20 protein-coding genes are annotated in these 20,863 nt (G+C 70.7%); 11 read left to right on the forward strand and 9 right to left on the reverse strand.

Annotation, left to right across the window (positions count from 1 at the left end):
• The first annotated feature begins 78 nt into the window (after positions 1-78).
• A complete protein-coding gene (locus N8I84_RS36505; RefSeq protein WP_263233766.1) occupies positions 79-1,896 on the forward strand; it encodes a phospholipase C in 1,818 nt (605 codons plus the stop codon).
• A 59-nt stretch (positions 1,897-1,955) separates the two neighbouring features.
• Here the strand turns inward: N8I84_RS36505 and N8I84_RS36510 are convergent, their stop codons facing one another.
• Positions 1,956-2,750: an inositol monophosphatase family protein gene (locus N8I84_RS36510; RefSeq protein WP_263233767.1), complete on the reverse strand. Its 795-nt coding sequence runs from the start codon at positions 2,748-2,750 to the stop codon at positions 1,956-1,958.
• Between the two features lie 103 nt (positions 2,751-2,853).
• Between N8I84_RS36510 and N8I84_RS36515 the strand changes: the two genes are divergently transcribed.
• The 5 genes from N8I84_RS36515 to N8I84_RS36535 all read left to right on the forward strand — a co-directional run bounded on the left by N8I84_RS36515 (position 2,854) and on the right by N8I84_RS36535 (position 7,726).
• Entirely contained in the window at positions 2,854-3,831 is a 978-nt protein-coding gene (locus N8I84_RS36515) for an Lrp/AsnC family transcriptional regulator (protein ID WP_263233768.1), read from the forward strand.
• Between the two features lie 84 nt (positions 3,832-3,915).
• Entirely contained in the window at positions 3,916-5,412 is a 1,497-nt protein-coding gene (locus tag N8I84_RS36520) for a purine-cytosine permease family protein (protein WP_263233769.1), read from the forward strand.
• Positions 5,409-5,963: a cysteine hydrolase family protein gene (locus N8I84_RS36525; protein WP_263233770.1), complete on the forward strand. Its 555-nt coding sequence runs from the start codon at positions 5,409-5,411 to the stop codon at positions 5,961-5,963. The genes N8I84_RS36520 and N8I84_RS36525 overlap by 4 nt, the downstream gene beginning before the upstream one ends.
• A 172-nt stretch (positions 5,964-6,135) precedes the next feature.
• A complete protein-coding gene (locus tag N8I84_RS36530) occupies positions 6,136-6,537 on the forward strand; it encodes an SseB family protein (protein WP_103844916.1) in 402 nt (133 codons plus the stop codon).
• 103 nt (positions 6,538-6,640) lie between these two features.
• Positions 6,641-7,726: a hypothetical protein gene (locus N8I84_RS36535; protein ID WP_263233771.1), complete on the forward strand. Its 1,086-nt coding sequence runs from the start codon at positions 6,641-6,643 to the stop codon at positions 7,724-7,726.
• A gap of 273 nt (positions 7,727-7,999) precedes the next feature.
• Here N8I84_RS36535 and N8I84_RS36540 read toward each other — a convergent pair whose 3' ends face one another.
• The 7 genes from N8I84_RS36540 to N8I84_RS36570 form a co-directional block, all read right to left on the reverse strand.
• The gene (locus tag N8I84_RS36540) at positions 8,000-8,164 is read right to left on the reverse strand and encodes a hypothetical protein (RefSeq protein ID WP_263233772.1); all 165 of its coding nucleotides are present in this window, start codon (positions 8,162-8,164) and stop codon (positions 8,000-8,002) included.
• 304 nt (positions 8,165-8,468) lie between these two features.
• A complete protein-coding gene (locus N8I84_RS36545; RefSeq protein WP_263233773.1) occupies positions 8,469-8,876 on the reverse strand; it encodes a MarR family winged helix-turn-helix transcriptional regulator in 408 nt (135 codons plus the stop codon).
• Between the two features lie 81 nt (positions 8,877-8,957).
• Positions 8,958-9,308, reverse strand: a complete 351-nt coding sequence (locus N8I84_RS36550) for a VOC family protein (protein WP_263233774.1) — start codon at positions 9,306-9,308, stop codon at positions 8,958-8,960.
• Positions 9,309-9,622: 314 nt separating this feature from the next.
• The gene (locus tag N8I84_RS36555; protein ID WP_263233775.1) at positions 9,623-10,654 is read right to left on the reverse strand and encodes a LacI family DNA-binding transcriptional regulator; all 1,032 of its coding nucleotides are present in this window, start codon (positions 10,652-10,654) and stop codon (positions 9,623-9,625) included.
• A complete protein-coding gene (locus tag N8I84_RS36560) occupies positions 10,651-11,580 on the reverse strand; it encodes a carbohydrate ABC transporter permease (protein ID WP_263233776.1) in 930 nt (309 codons plus the stop codon). Before N8I84_RS36560 ends, N8I84_RS36555 begins: the two co-directional genes overlap by 4 nt.
• A complete protein-coding gene (locus tag N8I84_RS36565) occupies positions 11,577-12,500 on the reverse strand; it encodes a carbohydrate ABC transporter permease (RefSeq protein ID WP_263233778.1) in 924 nt (307 codons plus the stop codon). The genes N8I84_RS36560 and N8I84_RS36565 overlap by 4 nt, the downstream gene beginning before the upstream one ends.
• The gene (locus N8I84_RS36570) at positions 12,497-13,825 is read right to left on the reverse strand and encodes an ABC transporter substrate-binding protein (RefSeq protein ID WP_263233779.1); all 1,329 of its coding nucleotides are present in this window, start codon (positions 13,823-13,825) and stop codon (positions 12,497-12,499) included. Before N8I84_RS36570 ends, N8I84_RS36565 begins: the two co-directional genes overlap by 4 nt.
• Positions 13,826-14,054: 229 nt before the next feature.
• On the opposite strand from N8I84_RS36570, the gene N8I84_RS36575 reads away from it, so the two are divergent.
• The 3 genes from N8I84_RS36575 to N8I84_RS36585 all read left to right on the forward strand — a co-directional run bounded on the left by N8I84_RS36575 (position 14,055) and on the right by N8I84_RS36585 (position 18,233).
• A complete protein-coding gene (locus tag N8I84_RS36575) occupies positions 14,055-16,076 on the forward strand; it encodes a beta-galactosidase (RefSeq protein WP_263233780.1) in 2,022 nt (673 codons plus the stop codon).
• 144 nt (positions 16,077-16,220) lie between these two features.
• Positions 16,221-17,780, forward strand: a complete 1,560-nt coding sequence (locus N8I84_RS36580) for a glycosyl hydrolase 53 family protein (RefSeq protein ID WP_263233782.1) — start codon at positions 16,221-16,223, stop codon at positions 17,778-17,780.
• 165 nt (positions 17,781-17,945) lie between these two features.
• Entirely contained in the window at positions 17,946-18,233 is a 288-nt protein-coding gene (locus tag N8I84_RS36585) for an ArsR family transcriptional regulator (protein WP_263233783.1), read from the forward strand.
• 39 nt (positions 18,234-18,272) lie between these two features.
• On the opposite strand, the gene N8I84_RS36590 is transcribed toward N8I84_RS36585, so the two are convergent.
• Complete coding sequence (locus N8I84_RS36590) at positions 18,273-18,677, reverse strand: hypothetical protein (RefSeq protein WP_263233784.1); 405 nt, start codon at positions 18,675-18,677, stop codon at positions 18,273-18,275.
• Positions 18,678-18,846: 169 nt separating this feature from the next.
• Between N8I84_RS36590 and sigJ the strand changes: the two genes are divergently transcribed.
• Positions 18,847-19,809 carry an RNA polymerase sigma factor SigJ gene (sigJ, locus tag N8I84_RS36595; RefSeq protein ID WP_263233785.1) on the forward strand — a complete coding sequence of 321 codons (963 nt, stop codon included), beginning with the start codon at positions 18,847-18,849 and terminating at the stop codon, positions 19,807-19,809.
• 564 nt (positions 19,810-20,373) lie between these two features.
• A complete protein-coding gene (locus N8I84_RS36600; protein WP_263233786.1) occupies positions 20,374-20,814 on the forward strand; it encodes a hypothetical protein in 441 nt (146 codons plus the stop codon).
• The last annotated feature ends 49 nt before the right edge of the window (positions 20,815-20,863 follow it).

The following is a 20,863-nucleotide window of genomic DNA, read 5'->3' on the forward strand; positions in this document are numbered from 1 at the left end:
CATCTCTGACCGTATGGCGCAAACACGTTCGTGCCCGGAAGGTGAACAAGGATGGCCAGCAGAGGTAGACGAGCAACGATGAGGAGCCTCGGCGCGCTCGCGGGCGCCGCCGCGCTCACGGCCCTGGGGACCGGCGCGCCCGCCTGGGCGGCGGCGCCGGACGGTCACGGGACCCGCTCCTCGACGGCCACGCCCATCAAGCACGTGGTCGTCCTCTTCGACGAGAACATCTCCTTCGACCACTACTTCGCGACCTACCCGAAGGCCGCGAACACCGACGGCACGAAGTTCACGGCGTCGAAAAAAACCCCGAAGGACATCGACACCCTGGCGAACGCCGGGCTGCTGACGAAGAACCCCAACCAGTACGCGCCCAAGCGGCTCACCCCGTCGCAGGCCATGACCTGCGACCAGAACCACGCCTACGGGCCCGAGCAGTACGCGTACAACGGCGGCAAGAACGACCAGTTCGTCCAGAACACCGACTCCGGCAAGTGCTCCGGCAACCTGTTCGGCGAGCCGGGCCTGGTCATGGACTACTACGACGGCAACACGGTGACCGGGCTGTGGAACTACGCCCAGCACTACGCCCTCAACGACCGTTCCTACAGCTCGAACTACGGCCCGTCCACGCCCGGCGCGCTCAACCTGGTCTCCGGCCAGACGCACGGCGTCATCTCCGTGGACCCCGCGACCGGCACCGAGAACCCCAAGCAGACCTCGACGCCGGACTCGTACACCGTCCAGTCGCCGGACGCCAAGGGGGTCGGCACGGTCGTCAACGACCCGGACCCGGCCTACGACGACTGCTCGGGCAAGGACCACACCAGCAAGAACGCGCTGGCCGCGATGCAGGGCCAGAACATCGGTGACGTGCTCAACTCGAAGAAGGTCACCTGGGGTTGGTTCCAGGGCGGGTTCCGCCCGTCCACCGCGTGGGACGGCAAGCAGGGCGACTACGCCAAGTGCGACACCACGCACACCAACGTCGGCGGCGCCGCCGTCGTCGACTACAGCCCGCACCACTCGCCGTTCGAGTACTACAAGTCGACGTCCAACCCGCACCACCTGCCGCCGAAGAGCGTCGACGAGATCGGCCACAACGGGCAGGCGAACCACAACTACGACCTGACCGACTTCGACGCGGCCCTGAAGGCGGGCAAGCTGCCGGCGGTCAGCTTCCTCAAGGCCGCCGAGTACCAGGACGGTCACGCGGGTTACTCGGACCCGATCGACGAACAGCACTTCCTGGTGAGCGAGATCAACGCCATCCAGAAGTCGCCGCAGTGGAAGTCCACGGCCGTCGTCATCGCCTACGACGACTCCGACGGCTGGTACGACCACGCCTACGCCAAGCCGCGCAACGGCTCCACGGACACCTCGACCGGCTCCAACGGCAAGGCCACCGACAGCCCGGCCTGTCAGGCGGGCCCGGCCCCGGCCGGCGGCTACCAGGACCGCTGCGGCCCCGGCACCCGTCAGCCGCTGCTCGTGGTCTCCCCGTACAGCAAGGTCAACAAGGTCGACCACACGCAGACCGACCAGTCCTCGATCATCCGCTTCATCGAGGACAACTGGCACACCGGCCGGATCGGTGACCACTCCTTCGACGCCACCGCCGGCTCGATGGCGGGCATGTTCGACTTCCGGCACCCCAACAACAAGCAGGTGCTGCTGAACTCGGACGGTTCGGTGCAGTCGGTCGGCCCGATCCACCCGGTGAAGGCCGTCGCCACCAGCATCACCCCCGGCCCGGCGATGCAGAACACGGCCGCCAGCACGGACGCCTCGTCGTTCCCCGCCCTCCCGGTGGGCATCGCGGCGGGCGCCCTCGTCGCGGCCGGCGGCACCGGCACCTTCCTCACCCTGCGCCGCAGGGAGCGCGCGGGCGCCTGATCCGGCGCACGCGCACACATGAGCGGTGGCCTCGGCGATCTCGGGGCCACCGCCCGTTTCTACCGGCCACGGTGGCCGAGTATCTCCACCAGCCGATCGTGCAGCCCCGCCGGTGCCACGAGGAAGCTGCCGGATTCAGCGGTCCACGGGCCGCCGTCGGCATCGGTGACCAGCGCGCCCGCCTCACGGGCGACCAGCGCGCCCGGCAGCAGGTTGGCGGCGTCACGGCCGAACTGCCAGAAGGCGTCGAGGCGTCCGGCCCCCGTGTCGGCGATCTGCCACGAGGTGGGACCCAGATTGCGTACGGCACCAACGTGCGGCAGCAGGGCGGCCAGCGAGCGTCCGGCCTCCTCGGCCGCCGCCGGCTGCCGGCCGATGAACGGGGGATGGCTGCCGGCCACGACGGCGGCGGCCGGATCGGTCTTGGCCGACGGGGCGATCGGCCGCCCGTCGCGGGTGGCACCGCCGCCGAGGGACGCCAGGTAGGTCTCGCCCAGCAGCGGCGCGTGCAGGGCGGCCGCCACGGGTTCGCCGTCCCGGACCAGTGCCAGGCTCACACAGAACTGCGGCAGGTCCTGCAGGAACTGCACCGCGCCGTCGACGCAGTCGACCATCCACACCTCGCCGTCGGGCAGCGGGGCCAGGCCGTCCAGCTCGTCCGCCCAGGCGACGCCGGGCCGCAGCGCGTCCAGGTGCCGACGCATCACGGCGGCCGCCGGTTCCTCCAACGCCTCGAAGGCCAGGGCGAGTTCGTCGCGGGAGGTGACGGGGGCGGGGCGCGGGGTGGCCGACAGCAGCGCGCCCACCTCCTCGACGGCGGCGGCCATGGGGGCGAGCAGGCCCTGGTACGTCATCTTCGGCTCCTTGAGGCGGGGGATCGTTTCGACGCGTCGATCCTCCGCGCTGCCGGCTCTCCCAGGTCCCTCCCCGGGGCGACTGTGAGCGATACTGCCACTCATGGCCATTGAACCGGCTGATTCCGTAGTCGACGACCGCGACCAGCGGCTGATCGCGGCGCTGCAGTGCGACGGGCGGCTGACCGCCGAACGGGCCGGTGAGGTCCTCGGGACGAGCCCGCGCACCGTCCACCGGCGCTGGCAGGCCCTGATCGCCGACGGCGTCTGCCGGGTGATCGCGCTGCCCGCCCGGCCGGACTCCGTCGGCGCGCTGTTCCTGCGGATCCGGGTGATCGGCAGCAAGCTCGACGCGCTCACCGCCGCGCTGGCGGCCCGTCCCGACGTCCCGTTCATCGACGTCTCCGCGTCCGGCGACGAGATCCTCGCCGTCCGCTGGACCCGGCCCGGCACCCGGGACGACCTGGTCTTCCGGGAACTGCCCGCAACCCGGGCCGTCACCTCCGTGGCGGCGGACACCGTTCTGCACGTGTTCGCGGAGGCCCTGGACTGGCGCCACGACGTCCTCAGCGCCGCCGAACGCGCCGCGCTGACACCCCCGCGGCGACCGGGCGCCGCCACGGCGGGGCCGCTGGACGACATCGACCGTGACATCCTCGCCGCGCTGGAGGACGACGCCAGGGCAGCGGCGGCGGCCGTCGCCGCGCGCACGGGTCACCCGGAGTCCACGGTCCGGCGCCGCATCGCCCGGCTCACCGGCACCGGCCGGCTCCTCACCCACGTCGTGGTCGATCCGAAGCGGCTCGGGCTCCTCATCGACGCCAACGTCATGGTGCGGGTCGCACCCGACCGCCTCGACGAGGTGGGGCGCACGCTGGCCGCGCACCCCGCGGTGCACGGCGCCTTCGCCACCACCGGCGCGGCCAACCTGCACCTGGCGATCTGGGTACGGGACCTGGAACACCTCTACCGGTTCATCACACGGGACCTCGGCCGCCTGGGCGTCGACGGCGCCGAGACCGTGATCGTGGGCCACGCGGTGAAACGCCCCGGGAAGGGGCCCGGCGGCAGGGCCGGGTGAACCGTGTGCGGCGCGCGCTTACCCTGGACGCCGGCCCGGACCGACCGGGTCCGTGGCGAACGCGTTCAGACAGGCAGGTCGACGATGACGGACTCCTCCGACAGCAGACCCGGGGGACGGCAGTTCCAGGTGGAGCCGCACGGCCTCGACGTGATCGGTGACGCCGAGCGCAAGGGCACTCCGCGGACGCTGTTCTGGCCGTGGTTCGGGGCCAACGTCTCCGTCCTGGGACTCAGTTACGGCGCCTTCGCACTCGGCTTCGGGATCTCCTTCTGGCAGGCGCTGGCAGCCGGGGCGATCGGGATCGTCTTCTCCTTCCTGCTGTGCGGTTTCATAGCGGTCGCGGGCAAGCGCGGCTCGGCCCCGACGATGGTGCTCAGCCGCGCCGCGTACGGTGTGCGCGGCAACCGGCTGCCGTCGGTGATCTCCTGGATGCTCACCGTCGGCTGGGAGACGGTCCTGACCGCACTCGCCACCCTGGCCACCGCCACCGTCTTCGGACGGCTCGGCTGGGGAGGCGGCACCGGGACCAAGGTGGCGGCGCTCGTCCTGGTCGGCGCGCTGACCGTCGTCGGCGGCGTCATGGGCTTCGACCTGATCATGCGCCTGCAGACCGTGATCACCGTGGTCACGGGCGTGCTCACCGTCGTCTACATCGCCCTCGTCGCCGACCACATCCACTGGCACACGGTCAGTGCCCATCCGACCGGCTCCGCCCAGGAGTTCATCGGCGCCCTGGTCTTCATGATGACGGGCTTCGGGCTCGGCTGGGTCAACGCGGCCGCGGACTACTCCCGTTACCTGCCGCGCACCTCCTCGAGCCGCGGCGTGATCGGCTGGACCACCTTCGGCGCCTCGGTCGCCCCCCTGCTCCTGCTGGTCTTCGGGCTGCTGCTGGCGGGCTCGTCCGACACCCTGAGCAAGGCCGTCGCCGCCGACCCGATCGGCGCGCTGACCACGATCCTGCCGACCTGGTTCCTGGTCCCGTTCGCGGTGGTCGCGGTGCTCGGCCTGGTGGGCGGCGCGGTGCTGGACATCTACTCTTCGGGCCTGGCGCTGCTCTCCGCCGGGCTGCGGATTCCCCGCCCGGTGGCCGCTCTGGTCGACGGCGTGCTGATGATCGCGGGCTCGGTCTACATCGTCTTCTTCGCCGGCGACTTCCTCGGCCCGTTCATGGGCTTCCTGACGACGCTCGGCGTCCCCATCGCGGCCTGGTGCGGCATCATGCTCGCCGACCTGGCCCTGCGCCGCCGCGACTACCACGAGGGCGACCTCTACCGTCCGCGCGGCCGCTACGGCGACGTCCCGCTCACCCCCCTGCTGCTGACCCTCGCCGCCACGGCGATCGGCTGGGGCCTGGTGACGAACACCGCCGCGAACTGGCTGGACTGGCAGGGCTATCTCCTCGGCCCCCTGGGCCTCGGCGGCACGTCGGGCGCTTGGGCGTACGCCAACCTCGGCGTTCTCGCGGCCCTGGCGGTGGGCTTCCTCGCCACCCTCGTCCTCGGCCGCGGGCGTGTGCACCGGCAGGAGCGGGAGGCCACGGGCCGGACGGCGAACGAAGGCGCACCGATCGCATGACCGCCGCCGACCTGCTCGCCGTGATCGACATGCAGCGCGTCTTCGCCGATCCCGCGAGCCCCTGGGCCGCCCCCCGTTTCCGGGAGGCGGCGGACGGCGTACGGCGCCTGTTGCCCGCCTTCGGGGAACGCGTCACCTTCACCCGCTTCCTGGCACCCCGGACACCCGAGGGCGCCTGGCGGGCGTACTACGAGCAGTGGCCCTTCGCCCTGCAACCGCATCGGGCCCCGCTGTGGCGGCTGGCCGACGACTTCGCCGCCGTGGCGCGGCACGTGGTGGACGCGACCACGTTCGGCAAGTGGACGCCCGAACTGGCCGGGCGGGTCGGACCCGAGGGCCGTCTGGTGCTGGCCGGTGTGAGCACCGACTGCTGCGTGCTGTCCACGGCTCTCGCCGCCGCGGACGCGGGAGCCGAGGTGCTGGTGGTCGCCGACGCCTGCGCGGGCGCCGACGACACCGCCCACGATCGGGCGCTGCGCGTGATGGACCTGTACCGTCCGCTGATCCGGGTGGTCACCACCGGGGAACTGCTCGCGGAGTGGCGGGCCTGACAGGCGTCCCCCTCGACGGCCGTCCCGGCCTGCGCGTCAGCCGTGCCCTGACCGGGCCGACACCTGACCCGTGCGGCATGCATGGCCCGGCGCGGGATGGGTACGTGGGCGGGAGTGCGCCCGGAGCCACTGGTTCCGGGGCGTCCCGCCCGCACCTACCTGGGGATTTGCCATGGACACTCCGGACAAGAACCACCACCCGACCGCGGCCCAGGCGGCACTGGACACCCTTGCGGTGGATGCCGGGGACGCGGAGGCGCTGGACACGCTGGCCGGGAGCGATGTGCTCGTCCCCGTGCCGGACGACGCCAGCGAGGAGGACGCCAACAACCCGAACACCGTCGCGCTGCCCGTCCTGGAGCAGCCGGACGGCGAACAGACCGTGCCGGTGTTCACCTCGGAGACGGAGATGGCGGACCTGCTGCCGTTCGTCTCCCGCTACCGCCTGGTGCCGCTCGGCGCGCTCGCGTCCCAGTGGCCCACCGGCGACCTCACCCTGACCATCGACGCGGCCTCCCCGCACGGCCTGACCCTCAATTCGGACGGGGTGCGTCACCTGCTGGCCCGGCCGTAGGGCCGGCGCGCACGGCGGCGTCGGGGGCGGCGGCCCGCGACGCCCTGGAGCACCGCACCGGCTGTGCCGAGGCTGGCCGGGCCGCGCGGTCCACAATGACCGCATGAGTTGGATCTCCGGCGTCGCCGGCGCCCTGGTCCTGGTGGCCGTGCTCTCCAGCATCGTGCGCACTCTCGTGGTGCCCCGCGGGCTGTACTCGATCCTCGTGTACAGGCTGTGGTGGGCGCTGCGGCGGCTGCTGCGGCTGGCCGCGCCGAGCGGCCGCTACGAGGACATCGACCGGGCACAGACCTGGCTCGCCCCCCTGATCCTGATCGGCATGCTCGCCATCTGGCTCGGTGGGGCGCTCGTGGGTTACGGCCTGCTGCTGTACTCCGTGTCCCCGCTGAGCTGGAGCAATGCGTTCCGTGAGGCGGGCTCCAGCCTGTTCACGCTCGGCTTCGCCAGCGGTATGCGGCTGCGACTGTCCGCGCTGGACTTCGTCGCTGCGGCCACCGGGCCCGTGGTCATCGCCCTGCAGATCGCCTACCTGCCCACCCTGTACGCCGCCTACAACCGCCGTGAACTGGAGGTCACCCTGCTGCAGTCGCGGGCCGGCGAGCCCGCCTGGGGCCCGGAGATCCTGGCCCGTCAGTGGCTCGTCGAAACCGAGACCGCGCTGCCCGAGCTGTACCGTGCGTGGGAGCGGCTGGCCGCCGACATCGGCGAGAGCCACTCCACCTACCCGGTGCTGATCTCGTTCCGCTCGCCGCGCCCGTACCGGAACTGGCTGGTCGGGATGCTCGCCGTCATGGACGCGGCGGCGATGCAGCTCTCCCTCGCGCCGGGCGCCGCGCCACCGGAGGGCCGGCTGGTGCTCCGGGCCGGGTTCACCGCCCTGCGCGACATCGCCCGCTCCCTGCGCTTGCCGTTCGAGGCCGACCCGGCACCCGACGCCCCGATCCACCTCACCTTCACGGAGTTCGACGCGGCCGTGGCGATGCTGGAGGCGACGGGCTTCCTGGCGGAGCGGACGGCGCGGGAGGCCTGGCCGCACTTCCAGGGCTGGCGGGTCAACTACGAGGCGATCGCATACGAACTGTGCCGCCGCTGCGACGCCGTACCCGCGCTGTGGAGCGGTCCCCGCGACTTCGACTCCCGCCAGATCTCCCCGAGCCGCCCGGTCGACCGGCGGCCCGGGACGGGATGAGCGCGGCGGTCCAGGGCCGGGCGGGCCGGTCCGATCCGGAAGACGGACCCCAGTGCCCCGGGGCAGGCAACGTTCGCCCCGTCGCGACGCCCGGCACGCTCCCCCAAGCTCTTCGAGCAGGGGGTACCCCCACTCGCCGCACCGGCCGAAAGCCCAAGTACGTCCAGTACGAGGGCTTCCGGCCGGCACTCCCCAAGCTCTTCGAGCAGGGGGTACCCCCAGAGCACGCACCGGACGCCGCTCCTTGACGGGCAAACGTTGCCTGCCAGGGGACTAGGCGTCGCTGCCGGAGGCGTCGGCCGCGTCGTCGGGGGCCGTCTGCTCGGCCTCGTCGTCCGGGCGGCCCCCGCTTCGTGACGGCTGCTGCTCCTGGAGCTGCTGCTGCTCCTCCTCGAGATGCCGGCGTACGTCTTCCGGCTTGTCTCCGACCTGCTCCATGACGTCCCTCCGGTTGTCCTGGCCCATGTCGTTCGCCCCGTGGCGCCCAGGGCCTCTCGTTTGGATCATGCCGGGCTCGCGGGGTCTGGCACCGCGCCTCGCCGCGTTGTCGTCGGTTGCCATGGCTCCGCCATGGCGCCCTCCTCCGCCTTGCGATGCACGGCACCAGGCCCCGCTCCCTGATCCGGCCTGATCCAGACGAGAGGCCCTGGACCACCAGGTTCACACGGAGCGGCCACGCATGCGATCGCGCGCATGATGCCGGGACGGCGGCGCGCCGGGCTGACAAGCCCGTGCCACGAGGTCAGACGGGTCGGCCGGGCCAGGACGTCAGCGTGCGGGCGAGGACCTCGCGTTGCAGCGGCAGCACCTCGGCGTGCAGCGCGCGGCCCTTCTCGGTCAGGGCGACCCATACGCCGCGCCGGTCCTCCTCGCACACCGAGCGCAGCACCAGGCCGTCCTTCTCCAGCCGCCCGATCAGCCGGGACAGCGCGCTCTGGCTCAGATGGACGCGCCCGGCGATGTTCTGCACCCGGCACTGGTCGCCGTGGGCGGGCGTCTCGGCGGCGAGGATGTCGAGGACCTCGAAGTCGCTGGCGCCCAGGCCGTGGGGGTGGAGCACACGGTCGATCTCGCACATGGTGCGCGCGTGCACCGACAGGATGTCCCGCCACTGATCCTCGAGCCGGGAGTCGGCCGTCTTCACTGCCATACCCGCACGGTAACAGAGAAACCCCCTTTTGTTTACCTTGCAACTAGTGTGTGTGCAAGCGCTTCACGCAGGGCGAAACCCCTACGCGGCCGGGTCCTGGAGGAGGCCCACGAGGTTGCCGTCCGCGTCCTTCACCGAGGCGATCAGCCTGCCGCCGCCGACGTCCTGGAGGTCCTGAAGCACCTCGGCCCCGGCGTCCACCAGCGCCCCGAGCCGGGCCTCGATGTCGGACACGTGCCAGAAGGGCACCGGCCCGGTCAGGCCCTTGGCGTGCCCGTTCGGGTCCAGCCCGACGTCCTGCCCGGCGACCCGGAACCCCACGTAGTAGGACTCGTCCACGTACGGCTCCGTCTCCAGCAGGGCGCTGAACATCGACTTGGCGGCGGCCAGGTCCTTGACGGGGTAGATGATGGTCTGCAGGCCCGTGGTCATGGTGTGCTCCTTGGCGGTGGGCGGGCCGGCGTCGTTCGCCGGTGCTCTCACGCTACGGAGGGGGAGTGGCGCACGGCTTCTCCAAAACTGACCGGTCGCACGAGAGCGCCGACGGCTAGGGCCTCTCGTTTGGATCATGCCGGGCTCGCGGGGTCTGGCACCGCGCCTCGCCGCGTTGTCGTCGGTTGCCATGGCTCCGCCATGGCGCCCTCCTCCGCCTTGCGATGCACGGCACCAGGCCCCGCTCCCTGATCCGGCCTGATCCAAACGAAAGACCATAGGTGGCCGAGTGACGCGCCCGAGCGACCGTGAGGTCACGTCGACTCGCGTTTCACCAGCTCCGTCGGCAGGATCACCGCCGCCGGGTCCTCGCCACCGATCTGCGCCAGCAGGACGCGGACCATTTCGTTGCTGATCCGGTCCCACGGCTGACGGATGGTGGTGAGGGCGGGGCTCACCGCCGTGGCCGCGGGGGAGTCGTCGAAGCCGCCCACCGCCACGTCGTCGGGGACCCGGCGGCCCGCCCGCCGGAGTGCGGTCAGCACGCCCTGGGCCATCAGGTCGGAGGCGACGAACACCGCGTCCATGTCCGGCGCCTGCGCCAGCAGCCGTTCCGCGCCCGCCTCGCCGCCGGCCCGGCTGTAGTCACCGGGAACGACGAGCTTCTCGTCGAACTCCAGGCCGGCCTCGCCGAGGACCTCCTTGTAGCCGGCGAGGCGCTCCACGCCGCCCGGCGTGTCGAGGGGACCCGTGACCACGCCGATCCGCCGTCGGCCCACGGACAGCAGATGGCGCACCATCTCGCGGGCGCCGTCCCGGTCGTCCGCGGCCACATAGCTCACCTTGGCGCCCAGTCCGATGGGCTTGCCGCACGCGACCAGCGGTACGCCCGCCTCGCGCAGCTCCTCGGCGACCGGGTCACCGGAGTGGCTGGAGACCAGCAGCACCCCGTCGACGTGGCCCGCGGTGATGTACCGGGTGATGCGCCGCCGTTCGTCCTTGGTGCCCGCGAGCATCAGCAGCAGCGGGATGTCGTGTGCGGCCAGCGCCTGCGTACAGCCGCGCAGCAGCACGTTGAAGTTGGGGTCCTCGAAGAACCGCTCCTGCGGCTCGGTGAGCAGGAAGCCGATGGAGTCGGAGCGGCCGGTGATCAGGGAGCGGGCGTGCCGGTTCACGACGTATCCCGTCCTGCGGATGGCGGCGTTGACCGCCTCCTGCGCGGCCGGGCTGACGTAGTGCCCGCCGTTGAGCACGCGCGAGACGGTGCCGCGGGAGACACCCGCCTCGCGCGCGACGTCGTGGATCGTCGGCGGTTTGCGCCGGCCCCCCGTGTTGCTCATGGTCATGACTTTACGGCTCCGGAGAGCAGATCGAGACTCCAGAAGCGCTGGATGACCAGGAACAGGGCGATGAGCGGGATGACCGCCAGGAACGCGCCCGTGATCACCAGGGTGTACAGCGCTGGGGTGTTCGCGCCCTGTTCGAGCAGCGTCTGCAGGCCGAGAGTGATCGGGAACTTCTCGTCGTCGCTGAGCATGATGTACGGCAGCAGAAAGTTGTTCCACACCGCGACGAACTGGAAGAGGAACACCGTCACCAGGCCCGGCAGCATCATCGGCAGCGCGATCCGGGTGAAGATGCGCCACTCGCCCGCGCCGTCCATCCGCCCGGCCTCGACCACATCGGGCGGCACGGCCGCGCTCGCGTAGATACGGGCGAGGTAGACGCCGTACGGCGACAGGACCTGCGGCAGGAACACGGACACGTACGAGTCCGTCATGTTGACCTTCGCCAGCAGCAGGTACTGCGGCACGGCGAGGATCACCGGTGGCATCAGCACGCCCGCCAGCAGGATGCTGAAGAGGGCCTCGCGGCCCTTGAAACGGTAGATCGCGAGGGCGTAGCCGCTGACCGCCGAGACGGCCGTCGACAGCAGGGCGCCCAGGACGGCGTAGAGGGCCGAGTTGCCCATCCACGTCCAGTAGATGCCGTCGCGGTAGGCGTTCAGGTCCTTCAGGTTGTCCGCGAAGCCCGTGCCCGGCCAGAACGTGAACGTGGAGAACAGTTCCTTGCCCGACTTGGTGGACGCGATCACCACCCAGGCCACCGGGAGCAGGCAGTAGATCGCTCCGGCCAGCAGCGTGACCGTCGGGACGAGACCGATCCGGCGGCGCATGGGGGTCCCCCCGCCGAAGGCAGGGGGAGGGCCTTGTGCCGTGCCGGGCGTGGTGCCCGCGGCGGGCGCGGACTTGCGGAGGGCGAGGGTGCTCATCGTGCTTCCTCCTGCTTGGTCCGGGAGTTGGCGGCCCGCAGGAAGCCGAAGGACAGGACGAGCGTGACGAGGGCGATCAGTACGGCCTCCGCGGCGGCCGCGTAGATGTCGCCCGCGCCGAAGGCGTCCCGGTACACCTTCATCAGCGGACTCCAGGTGGTGGAGACGGAGTTGGTGAGGGGCTTGAGGATGGTCGGCTCGCTGAACACCTGCAGCGTCGCGATGATCGAGAAGAAGAAGGTCAGCACCAGCGAGGGCGCCACCATCGGGATCTTGATCTTCCAGGCGATCTGCAGCGGGGTGGCGCCGTCCAGCTTGGCCGCCTCGTACACCTCGACCGGAATGGCCTGCAGCGAGGTGTAGATGACGATCATGTTGAAGCCGGTGCCGCCCCAGACCGCGATGTTGGACAGGGCCAGGTACAGCGGGCCGCCGTCGAGCAGGTTCGGCTGCGGCAGCCCCAGCTTGTCGAGGACGAAGTAGAACGGGCTGACGCTCGGCAGGTACAGGAAGCCCCACAGGGTCGCCGCGACGACACCGGGGACGGCGTACGGCAGGAAGATCGCGAGGCGGCTGAACGGAGCGAGCCTGACCTTCTCCGTGTCCAGCATCAGCGCGAACAGCAGCGCGAGGCCGAGCATCACCGGCACGACGATGGCGCCGTACCCGAGCACGCGCAGCGCGCCGTGCAGGAGCTCGGAGTCCTTGAAGGCATCGGTGTAGTTCTCCAGGCCCGCCCAGACCTCCTTGCGGGCACCCGCCCCGAGGCCGAGGCCCAAGACGTGCACCTTGTGGAGGCTGAGCCACAGCGCGTAGCCGATGGGCAGCGCGAAGAACAGGGCGAAGAGAACGGCGGCGGGGAAGAGGAAGCCGTACGGGGCCGCCTTGACCCCGTACGACCTCTGACGTGCGCTGGTCACCGAGCGACCTCGAAGCCCTGCTTCTTCATGTCGGCGACCGTGGCGTCCTGCATGGTCTTCAGGGCCGCCGTGAAGTCCGACTTGTTCTTGGCGGCGGCGCCGAAGGCGTCCTTGAAGGACTGGTAGGCGACGTTCACGTTCGGGCCCCACGCCGAGGGCGCCGTGGTCTTGGCGATGTCCGCGGCCTGCGTGTAGAAGTCCGCCTGGTTCGAGAAGAACGCCGGCGGTTCGGCGAACGCGTCACTCGTCTGCGCGGTGGTGGCGGCCGGGTAGATGCCGCCCTCCTTCGCGAGCGCCGTCAACGCCTCGGGGTCGGTGTTCAGCCAGGTGGCGAACTTGGCGGCGGCCTCCTTGTGCTGGGAGTCCGTCGTCACGGCGGTCGACGAACCGCCCCAGCTGCCCGTGACGTTCTCACTGTTCGACCACTGCGGCAGCGGCGCCATCGCCCACTTGCCCTTGGTGTCGGGCGCCGCGGTGGCCAGGGTGCCCGGCGCCCACACCGCGCTCACCCACGCGATCTGCTTGCCCGTGTCGATGGCGTTGTTCCAGGCCGGCGTGTACATCGGCTGGTTGTCGACGGCGCCCTCCTTGACGAGACCGCCCCAGAACTTGGCGACCTTCTGCGTCGCCGCGTCGTCGATGCCGACCTTCCACTTCTGCCCGGAGGTCGTCCACCACTTGGCGCCGGCCTGCTGGGCGAGACCCGCGAAGAGCCCGGAGTCGTTGGCGGAGAACGTGGTCAGGGCCTTGTCCGGGGCCTTCTTCTTCAGATCGCGGGCGGTCTGGGCGAACTCGTCCCAGGTCGTCGGGACCTTCAGGCCGTACTTCTTGAACAGGTCCGTGCGGTAGTAGAACATCATCGGCCCGATGTCCTGCGGGATCGCGTAGACCGCGTCGGTGCCGAGCGTGGTCTGCTGCCAGACGCCGGGGGCGAACTTGCTCTTCGCGCTGCCCGCCTCCTTGGAGATGTCGGCGAGCGCGTCATTGCTCACCAGCGTCGGCAGCGCCTGGTACTCGGCCTGCACCAGGTCGGGCCCGTTCTTGGCCTTGTGCGCGGTGAGGATCTTGGTGACCAGCGTGTCGCCGGAGGCCTGCTTCTTCGCGGTGACCGTGATCTGCTCCTTCTTGCCCGGCCCCTTGTTCCACAGGTCGACGACCTTGTCCATGCCCGGGGTCCACGTCCAGTACGTCAGCGAGACCGGCCCGGACTGGGCGTCGCTGTCGTCCTTGGACGAGCCGCAGGCGGCGAGCGTGGTGGCACCGAGCGTGACGGCGACCGCGAAGGCCGCGCCTCTGCTCAGTCGTCGGCTCTTCGTGTTGGGCATGGATCGTTCTCCCCTGACCTGGGTCTCCGCCCGCTGCGGAGACCTGCCCTGCAGATGTGACTGACCTGGGACCTCGCCCGTCGCGAAGCCCTGGGATGCTTCTGTGAGCGTTCACAGTAGAGAAACATCCTGGACACTTGTCAATGGTTGTTGCTCTGCGGTTATGTTGGGCTCGCACCGCCGCCGCCGTGTGTGCACGTTCCCAAATGATCGACCAACGGGAGGACCCATGCCGGACACCACCCCCACGGGCCTCACCAGGCTCGCCTTCGGTGGGGACTACAACCCCGAGCAGTGGCCGGAAAGCGTCTGGCGCGAGGACGTGCGGCTCATGCGCGAGGCCGGCGTCACGATGGTCAGCGTGGGGATCTTCTCCTGGGCCCTGCTCGAACCCTCACCGGGCACCTATGAGTTCGGCTGGCTGGACCGCCTCCTGGACCTGCTGCACGAGCACGGCATCCGCGTCGACCTCGGTACGCCCACGGTGGCGCCGCCCGCCTGGTTCTACCGCGCCCACCCGGACGCGCTGCCGGTGACCGCCGACGGCACCCGCTACGAGTTCGGCTCCCGCGGCGCGATCTGCCACAGCAACGCCGACTACCGGGCCGCCGCCGCGGCCATCACCACCGCACTCGCCGAGCGCTACGGCGCCCACCCGGGGCTCGCGCTGTGGCACGTCCACAACGAGTACGGCGTGCCCGTCTCGGCCTGCTACTGCGACTCCTGCGCCGCCCACTTCCGCCGCTGGCTCGCCGGGATCTACGGCACGGTGGATGAGCTCAACGAGGCCTGGGGCACGGCCTTCTGGGGTCAGCGATACACCGACTTCGGCCAGATCAACCCGCCGCGCGCGACCCCCACGGTCGGCAACCCCGCCCAGGCGCTGGACTACAAGCGGTTCGCCGACGCCACCATCCGCGAGAACTTCCGCATGGAGCGGGACATCCTGCACCGCCTCTCACCCGGTATCCCCGTCACCACCAACTTCATGACCGCGCTCAGCCAGTGCGACTCGATCGACTACTGGGCCTGGGGCCGCGAGGTCGACCTCGTCACCAACGACCACTACCTGATCACCGACGGCCGCCGCACCCACGTCAACCTCGCCATGGCCGCCGACCTGACCCGCTCCGTCGCCGGCGGCGCCCCCTGGCTGCTGCTCGAGCACTCCACCTCGGGCGTCAACTGGCAGCCCCGCAACCCCGCCAAGGCCCCCGGCCAGATGGCGCGCAACTCCCTCGCGCACGTGGCCCACGGCTCCGACGGCGCCATGTTCTTCCAGTGGCGGCAGTCACGGCGCGGTGCCGAGAAGTTCCACTCGGCGATGCTCCCGCACGGCGGCACGGACACCCGGGTGTGGCGCGAGGTCGTCGAACTCGGCGCGTCTGTCGACTCGTTGAGCCCGATCCGCGGCACCCGCACGCAGGCCGACGTGGCCGTCCTGTGGGACTGGCACTCCTGGTGGGCGCAGAACCTCCAGTGGCGCCCCAGCGAGGACCACGACCCGCGCGAACGCGCCGACGCCTTCTACGAGGCCCTCTACGACCGCCACCTCACTGTCGACTTCGCCCACCCGGAAGCCGACTTGTCGAGGTATCCCCTTGTCGTCGTGCCCGCGCTGTACCTGACGACCGAAGCCGCCGGGAACAACCTGGAGGAGTACGTCGAGAACGGCGGCACGCTCGTCGTCTCCTACTTCTCCGGGATCGTCGACGAGCACGACGCCGTCCACGAGGGCCCCTACCCGGGCGCCCTGCGCGACGTCCTCGGCCTGACCGTGGAGGAGTTCTCGCCGCTGCTCAAGGGCGAGCGGGTCCGCATCACCGGGCCCGACGGCTCCGAGCTGAGCGGCGACGTGTGGACCGAGTTCGTGGTCCCGCGCGGCGCCGAGACCGTGTGGACCTACGCCGACGGCCTCACCGCCGGCCACCCCGCGATCACCCGCCACCGCCACGGCGAGGGTTCCGCCTGGTACGTCTCGACCCGGCTCGACGTGCACGGACTGGACGCGCTGCTGGGCTGGGCCGCCGACGACGCCGGGATCACGCCGCGCGCGGACCTGCCGCGTGACGTCGAGGTGGTGCGCCGTGCGGGGGAGTCGGGCACGTTCCTGTTCGTGATCAACCACTCGGCGCTCGACGCCAAGGTGCCGCTGGAGGCGCACGGCATGGAGCTGCTGACCGGCGAGGGCGCCGCCGGGCACCTCGGCGTTCCGGCGGGGGCCGTGAGGGTCGTACGACTGGACGACTGAGCGGCATCCCCTTCTCGAGCTCCGGCCGGACATTCCTGGGGCAGTCCGGGCCGGGTCGGGCGGCGCCGGGGTCAGACCCTTCGGGTACGGCGCCGCCCCTTCCTCCACTGGGAGAAGGCCCCCACCTTCGTCGAAGGGACGACGATGTTCCACGCGAGACGCGCTCTGAGGACCCTGCTGACACCGCTGGTCGCGGGCCTCGCCCTCACCACGCTGCCCGCCACGGCCGCGCACGCCGCCTCGACGCTCACCAACGGCGGCTTCGAAGCGGACGGCGCCGGCACCGCGACGCCGGCCGGCTGGTCCGAGTACGGCGACACCGGCGCCTCGTACACCGAGTCCGGCGGCCACAGCGGCAGTTACCGGCTGACGCAGTGGTCGTCCTCGGCGTACAAGGTGGAGACCTACCAGTACCTGTCGGGGCTGACCAACGGGAACTACAGGCTGACCGCCTGGGTCCGCTCCAGCGGCGGCCAGAAGTCGGCGTACATGGCCCTGAAGAACTGCGGCGGTTCCGAGCAGCGCACCGACCTGCCGGTGTCCACCAGCGGCTGGATCCGGATCGTGGTCCCCGTGGCCGTGACGAACAACCAGTGCACGATCAGCATCAACTCCGATGCCAACGCGGGCAACTGGATCAACGTCGACGACCTGACCTTCACCTCGGGCACGTCGGGCCTCACCATCAAGGGCGCCGACATCTCATCCCTGGCGAAGAGCGAGGCGCTCGGGGGTGTCTACAGGACGAGCTCCGGCGCGACGGGTGACGCGCTGGCCATCCTCAAGTCCGCCGGGATGAACTACGCGCGCCTGAAGGTCTGGGTGAACCCGGCCGACGGCTACAACAACAAGACGCGCGTCCTCGCCATCGCCAAGCGCATCAAGGCGCAGGGGATGAAGCTCCTCGTCGACTTCCACTACTCGGACACCTGGGCCGACCCGGGCACGCAGACCAAGCCGGCCGCGTGGGCGGGCCACTCGTACAGCCAGCTGAAGACGGACGTCTACAACCACACGTACGACGTGCTGAACGCCCTCAAGGCGCAGGGCACGACGGCCGACATGGTGCAGATCGGCAACGAGATCAACGGCGGCATCCTGTGGTCCGAGGGCTCCACGGACCACTGGTCGCAGCTCGCCGGCCTGCTCAACTCCGGCTACACCGCCGCCAAGGCGGTCTCCTCGTCCACCGTCGTGGCGCTCCACCTGGCCAAGGGCGGTGACAAGTCGGGCACGGAGTGGTGGTTCGACAACGCGGTGGCGAACGGGGTGAAGTTCGACGCCATCGGCCTGTCGTACTACGGCTACTGGCACGGCCCGCTCTCCGACTTCCAGAGCACCATCGACGACGCCGCCTCCCGCTACGGCAAGCCGGTGTTCGTCGCGGAGACGGCCTACCCCTTCCGGCTGGACAGCAAGGACTCGCTGACCAACCAGATCGACACCACCGGTGAGCTGGTGAACGGCTACCCGGCGACCACGGCCGGGCAGGCCGCCTGGCTGCGGGACGTGCTGAACATCGTGGAGGCCGTGCCGAACGGCCGCGGCCTCGGCGTCTTCTACTGGGAGGCCACCTGGACCGCGGTCACCGGCAACGGCTGGGACCCGACCGACCCGTCCTCCGGCAACGGATGGGAGAACCAGGCCCTCTTCGACTACGACAACAAGGCGACCCCGGCGATGAGCTGGTTCAGCCACCGCTGAAACCCCGCCGACCACGGGGAAGCCAGGGCCCCGGCCACGTGTGCGGCCGGGGCCCCGCGCGTACAAGAAGCCGTTCGGCCCTTTTCACTTCGGCCCGATCGGGCCTCGGCCCCGCGTCGTCCGTCACGGCAGAGTGGGACCAGAGGGCGGTACGGAAGGGACGAGATGCTGAAGAGACCCGCCGGCGACAGGCGGCTGCGGATCATGGAGTGGCTGAAGGACCCGGGCGCCCACTTCCCGCCCCAGCGGCAGACCGACCTCACCGAGGACGGCGTGACCGCGGCCGTCGTGGCCTCGAAACTCGGTGTGCCCCGCTGTGTCGCCGAGTCCGACCTTCGCCTCCTCGCCGCCATCGGCGTCCTCCGCACGAGGAGAATCCGCCGCCGCACCCACTACCGCCGAGACGAGGTACGGATCGCCGAGGTGGCGCGGATGTTCGAGAAAGGCTGGTGAGTGCCGGCCTCACACGGCCGGGCGGCGCGTGCGCGGCGGTTACGACCGGGTGCCGACGCGCTCCGGCAAGCGGGCGGACAGCACCTGGCCCAGCGCCAGCACGCTCAGGCCGAACATCACGACGCCCAGGGGGACATGGAGGGACGGCATGTGCGCGATGCCCAGCACCACCTGCACCGACGCCAGCGCCAGGAAGCCGGACGCGTACAGGATCGGGCGGGGTGTCCCACCGCCCGGCCGCCACGCCAGGATCGCGGCGAGCACGTACAGCATCGACGCGCCGTACATCACGCGTGCTCCGACGCTGTGCAGTACCTCGCCGTGGGACGAGGACAACAGCACTCCGGCGGTGACCGCCTGGAAGAAGATGGCCAGGGTCTGCAGGGCGATCGCGACCCGGAGGAACGTGAGGCTGCGCTGCTCTGCGGTCGTCTGTGTGGCCATGGCGCGGTCCCCTCTTCTGCCTTGCGGCGGTGGGTCGGTAGTGTCTCGGTGGTCCGACGACGTAGGCCCGTGAAATGTGAGGCGGGTGCCGGCCTCACACTCCGGTGCGGTGTTTCGTCGAAGGGGGAGAGCCAGAGCGGACGAAGAGAACCAGGGAGCGGTCGCGACCATGAGCACCCCATCCGAGCCAGGTCATGACCGGTTCGAGCCGGACCTGAGCGCGATCGTCGGCGAGCGACGCCAGCTGATCAATCTCGCCTACCGGCTGCTCGGTTCGCTGGCCGAGGCCGAGGACGCGGTGCAGGAGACCTACGCCCGCTGGTACGCGATGTCCCGGGAACGGCAGGAGGCCATCGACTCGCCGGGCGCCTGGCTGACGACGGTGGCCACCCGAATCTGCCTGGATCTGCTCGGCTCGGCGCGCGTCCGGCGCGAGCGCTACGTCGGCGAATGGATACCCGAGCCGCTGCCCGACCGTACGGAGTGGATCACCGGGCCGGCCGGCGGCGGGGCCGAGCCGGCCGATCCCGCCGACTGGGTCACCTTGGACGAGTCGGTGAACATGGCGTTCCTCGTCGTGCTGGAGTCGATGACGCCGGCCGAACGCGTGGCGTTCATCCTGCACGACGTCTTCCGATACCCCTTTGCGGAGGTCGCCGAGATCGTCGGCCGGACCCCGGTGGCCTGCCGGCAGCTGGCGTCCTCGGCCCGTCGACGGGTTCGCGCGGCGCAGGCTCCGGTGGTTCCGGCGGCGGGGCAGGCCGGTCTGGTGCGGAACTTCAAAGAGGCGTGGGAGGCCAGGGACATCGAGGCCCTCGTCGAACTGCTCGACCCCGACGCCACGATGATCGCCGACGGTGGCGGAATGGTCGGCACCGTCCTCCGCCCGGTCGAGGGCAGCGAGCGCATCGCCCAGTACCTGATCCACATCGCCGGCAAAGCCCCTGGACCGACGCTCCTGGAGCGGACGGTCAACGGCCGTCCGGGCCTGGTCGCCCAGCATGCCGGCGTCACCGTGACCGTGGCGGCGTTCAGCCTCACCGACGGCCGCATCACTCGCATCTGGGCGGTCCGCAACCCTGAGAAACTCCGCCCGTGGACCGAGAGCGGACAGGCGGAACCGGCGTCGTGAATCCGATCACGTGGTATGCGCCGGCAGAGGACCAGAAGGAGCCCGGGCCATCAGTGCGCGGCTCTCAGCGGTGAGCCGGCTACTCAAGGGGACTCCTGGCTGCGCCAGGTGATCACTCGTCTCGACGGCAGCGAGTCCCTCCAGGTGCCCGGCCCGCGGTCGTTCTCGTATGGACGGAAGACGCAGAGTGGTCCAACTCTCACCGTGTTTCGGAGTTCGGTGCAGGCGGTCCTGCGTAGTTCGCCGCTGTACGTGGCCCGTTCGAACTCGCCGGTGGCGGTCGCGCTCTGCACGTGCCGGCCGCTCGGCGGCGCCTTCGCCGGTCACCCCGTACGTCACCGAGGCGGTCGGAAGGCGCTTGTCTGCCCGGCCGCCGTCCTTGCGGGTGTCGAGGACGCCGTAAAGGACCGACGTGACGCCGGTGAAAAGGTTGTACGCCCGCTGCGGGCTTCCCGTGTGGCGTTCGCCACGCAGGGGACCCGTGATGTTCATGACTTGGCGTGCGCTTGACCAGTAGGAGGGGACCGGTTGGCGTTCCCCGGAGCTGGTAAAGGATGGGTTCCGATGGGCCAGGGGGACGAACGCGGGCCGTACGCGAACGAGATGCGGCCGTATGCGGCTGTCTTCGTCGCGCGCGTCACTGCCCGCAACCGGTTGCCGTTGGATTACTCCGTGGCCAGCCTGCGCGTCGTCGACTTCATGGTCGACGGCCTGCGCAAGGGCGGGGCCGACCGGAAGCGGATGTCCGGGACGCTGCTGGCGCTGGGCGCGTACGTCGGTGAGGTGCTCGTGCGCCGCGCGGGGGCGGTGTGGGTGGACTTCGACGCCGAGCAGCGCGCCTACTTCGGACAGTCGGTCGGCGTACGCATGCCGGACGGGCGGGTCTGGAACCCCCTCGGCAAGGTCTTCAACCGCTTCGAACTGGGCGGCCCCGAGGATTCCCTGCAGCTCTTCTACCTGACATTGCACGGCAGAGCGCGGGGAACGGCGGGCGTGACGTCCTGACCTACGGGTGTGCGCGTGGGCGGACCGCACCCTCGCACGAGTCCGAAAG

The sequence above is a fragment of the Streptomyces cynarae genome, from assembly GCF_025642135.1.
Lineage (GTDB): Bacteria > Actinomycetota > Actinomycetes > Streptomycetales > Streptomycetaceae > Streptomyces > Streptomyces cynarae.

Coding starts and splice junctions, on each gene's coding strand:
- N8I84_RS36590 (WP_263233784.1), bottom strand. CDS start 18,677: ATGGCCACACAGACGACCGCAGAGCAGCGCAGCCTCACGTTCCTCCGG.
- N8I84_RS36550 (WP_263233774.1), bottom strand. CDS start 9,308: ATGACCACGGGCCTGCAGACCATCATCTACCCCGTCAAGGACCTGGCC.
- N8I84_RS36540 (WP_263233772.1), bottom strand. CDS start 8,164: ATGGAGCAGGTCGGAGACAAGCCGGAAGACGTACGCCGGCATCTCGAG.
- N8I84_RS36535 (WP_263233771.1), top strand. CDS start 6,641: ATGAGTTGGATCTCCGGCGTCGCCGGCGCCCTGGTCCTGGTGGCCGTG.
- N8I84_RS36585 (WP_263233783.1), top strand. CDS start 17,946: ATGCTGAAGAGACCCGCCGGCGACAGGCGGCTGCGGATCATGGAGTGG.
- sigJ (WP_263233785.1), top strand. CDS start 18,847: ATGAGCACCCCATCCGAGCCAGGTCATGACCGGTTCGAGCCGGACCTG.
- N8I84_RS36525 (WP_263233770.1), top strand. CDS start 5,409: ATGACCGCCGCCGACCTGCTCGCCGTGATCGACATGCAGCGCGTCTTC.
- N8I84_RS36515 (WP_263233768.1), top strand. CDS start 2,854: ATGGCCATTGAACCGGCTGATTCCGTAGTCGACGACCGCGACCAGCGG.
- N8I84_RS36530 (WP_103844916.1), top strand. CDS start 6,136: ATGGACACTCCGGACAAGAACCACCACCCGACCGCGGCCCAGGCGGCA.
- N8I84_RS36560 (WP_263233776.1), bottom strand. CDS start 11,580: ATGAGCACCCTCGCCCTCCGCAAGTCCGCGCCCGCCGCGGGCACCACG.
- N8I84_RS36580 (WP_263233782.1), top strand. CDS start 16,221: ATGTTCCACGCGAGACGCGCTCTGAGGACCCTGCTGACACCGCTGGTC.
- N8I84_RS36570 (WP_263233779.1), bottom strand. CDS start 13,825: ATGCCCAACACGAAGAGCCGACGACTGAGCAGAGGCGCGGCCTTCGCG.
- N8I84_RS36600 (WP_263233786.1), top strand. CDS start 20,374: ATGGGCCAGGGGGACGAACGCGGGCCGTACGCGAACGAGATGCGGCCG.
- N8I84_RS36545 (WP_263233773.1), bottom strand. CDS start 8,876: ATGGCAGTGAAGACGGCCGACTCCCGGCTCGAGGATCAGTGGCGGGAC.
- N8I84_RS36555 (WP_263233775.1), bottom strand. CDS start 10,654: ATGACCATGAGCAACACGGGGGGCCGGCGCAAACCGCCGACGATCCAC.
- N8I84_RS36510 (WP_263233767.1), bottom strand. CDS start 2,750: ATGACGTACCAGGGCCTGCTCGCCCCCATGGCCGCCGCCGTCGAGGAG.
- N8I84_RS36520 (WP_263233769.1), top strand. CDS start 3,916: ATGACGGACTCCTCCGACAGCAGACCCGGGGGACGGCAGTTCCAGGTG.
- N8I84_RS36575 (WP_263233780.1), top strand. CDS start 14,055: ATGCCGGACACCACCCCCACGGGCCTCACCAGGCTCGCCTTCGGTGGG.
- N8I84_RS36505 (WP_263233766.1), top strand. CDS start 79: ATGAGGAGCCTCGGCGCGCTCGCGGGCGCCGCCGCGCTCACGGCCCTG.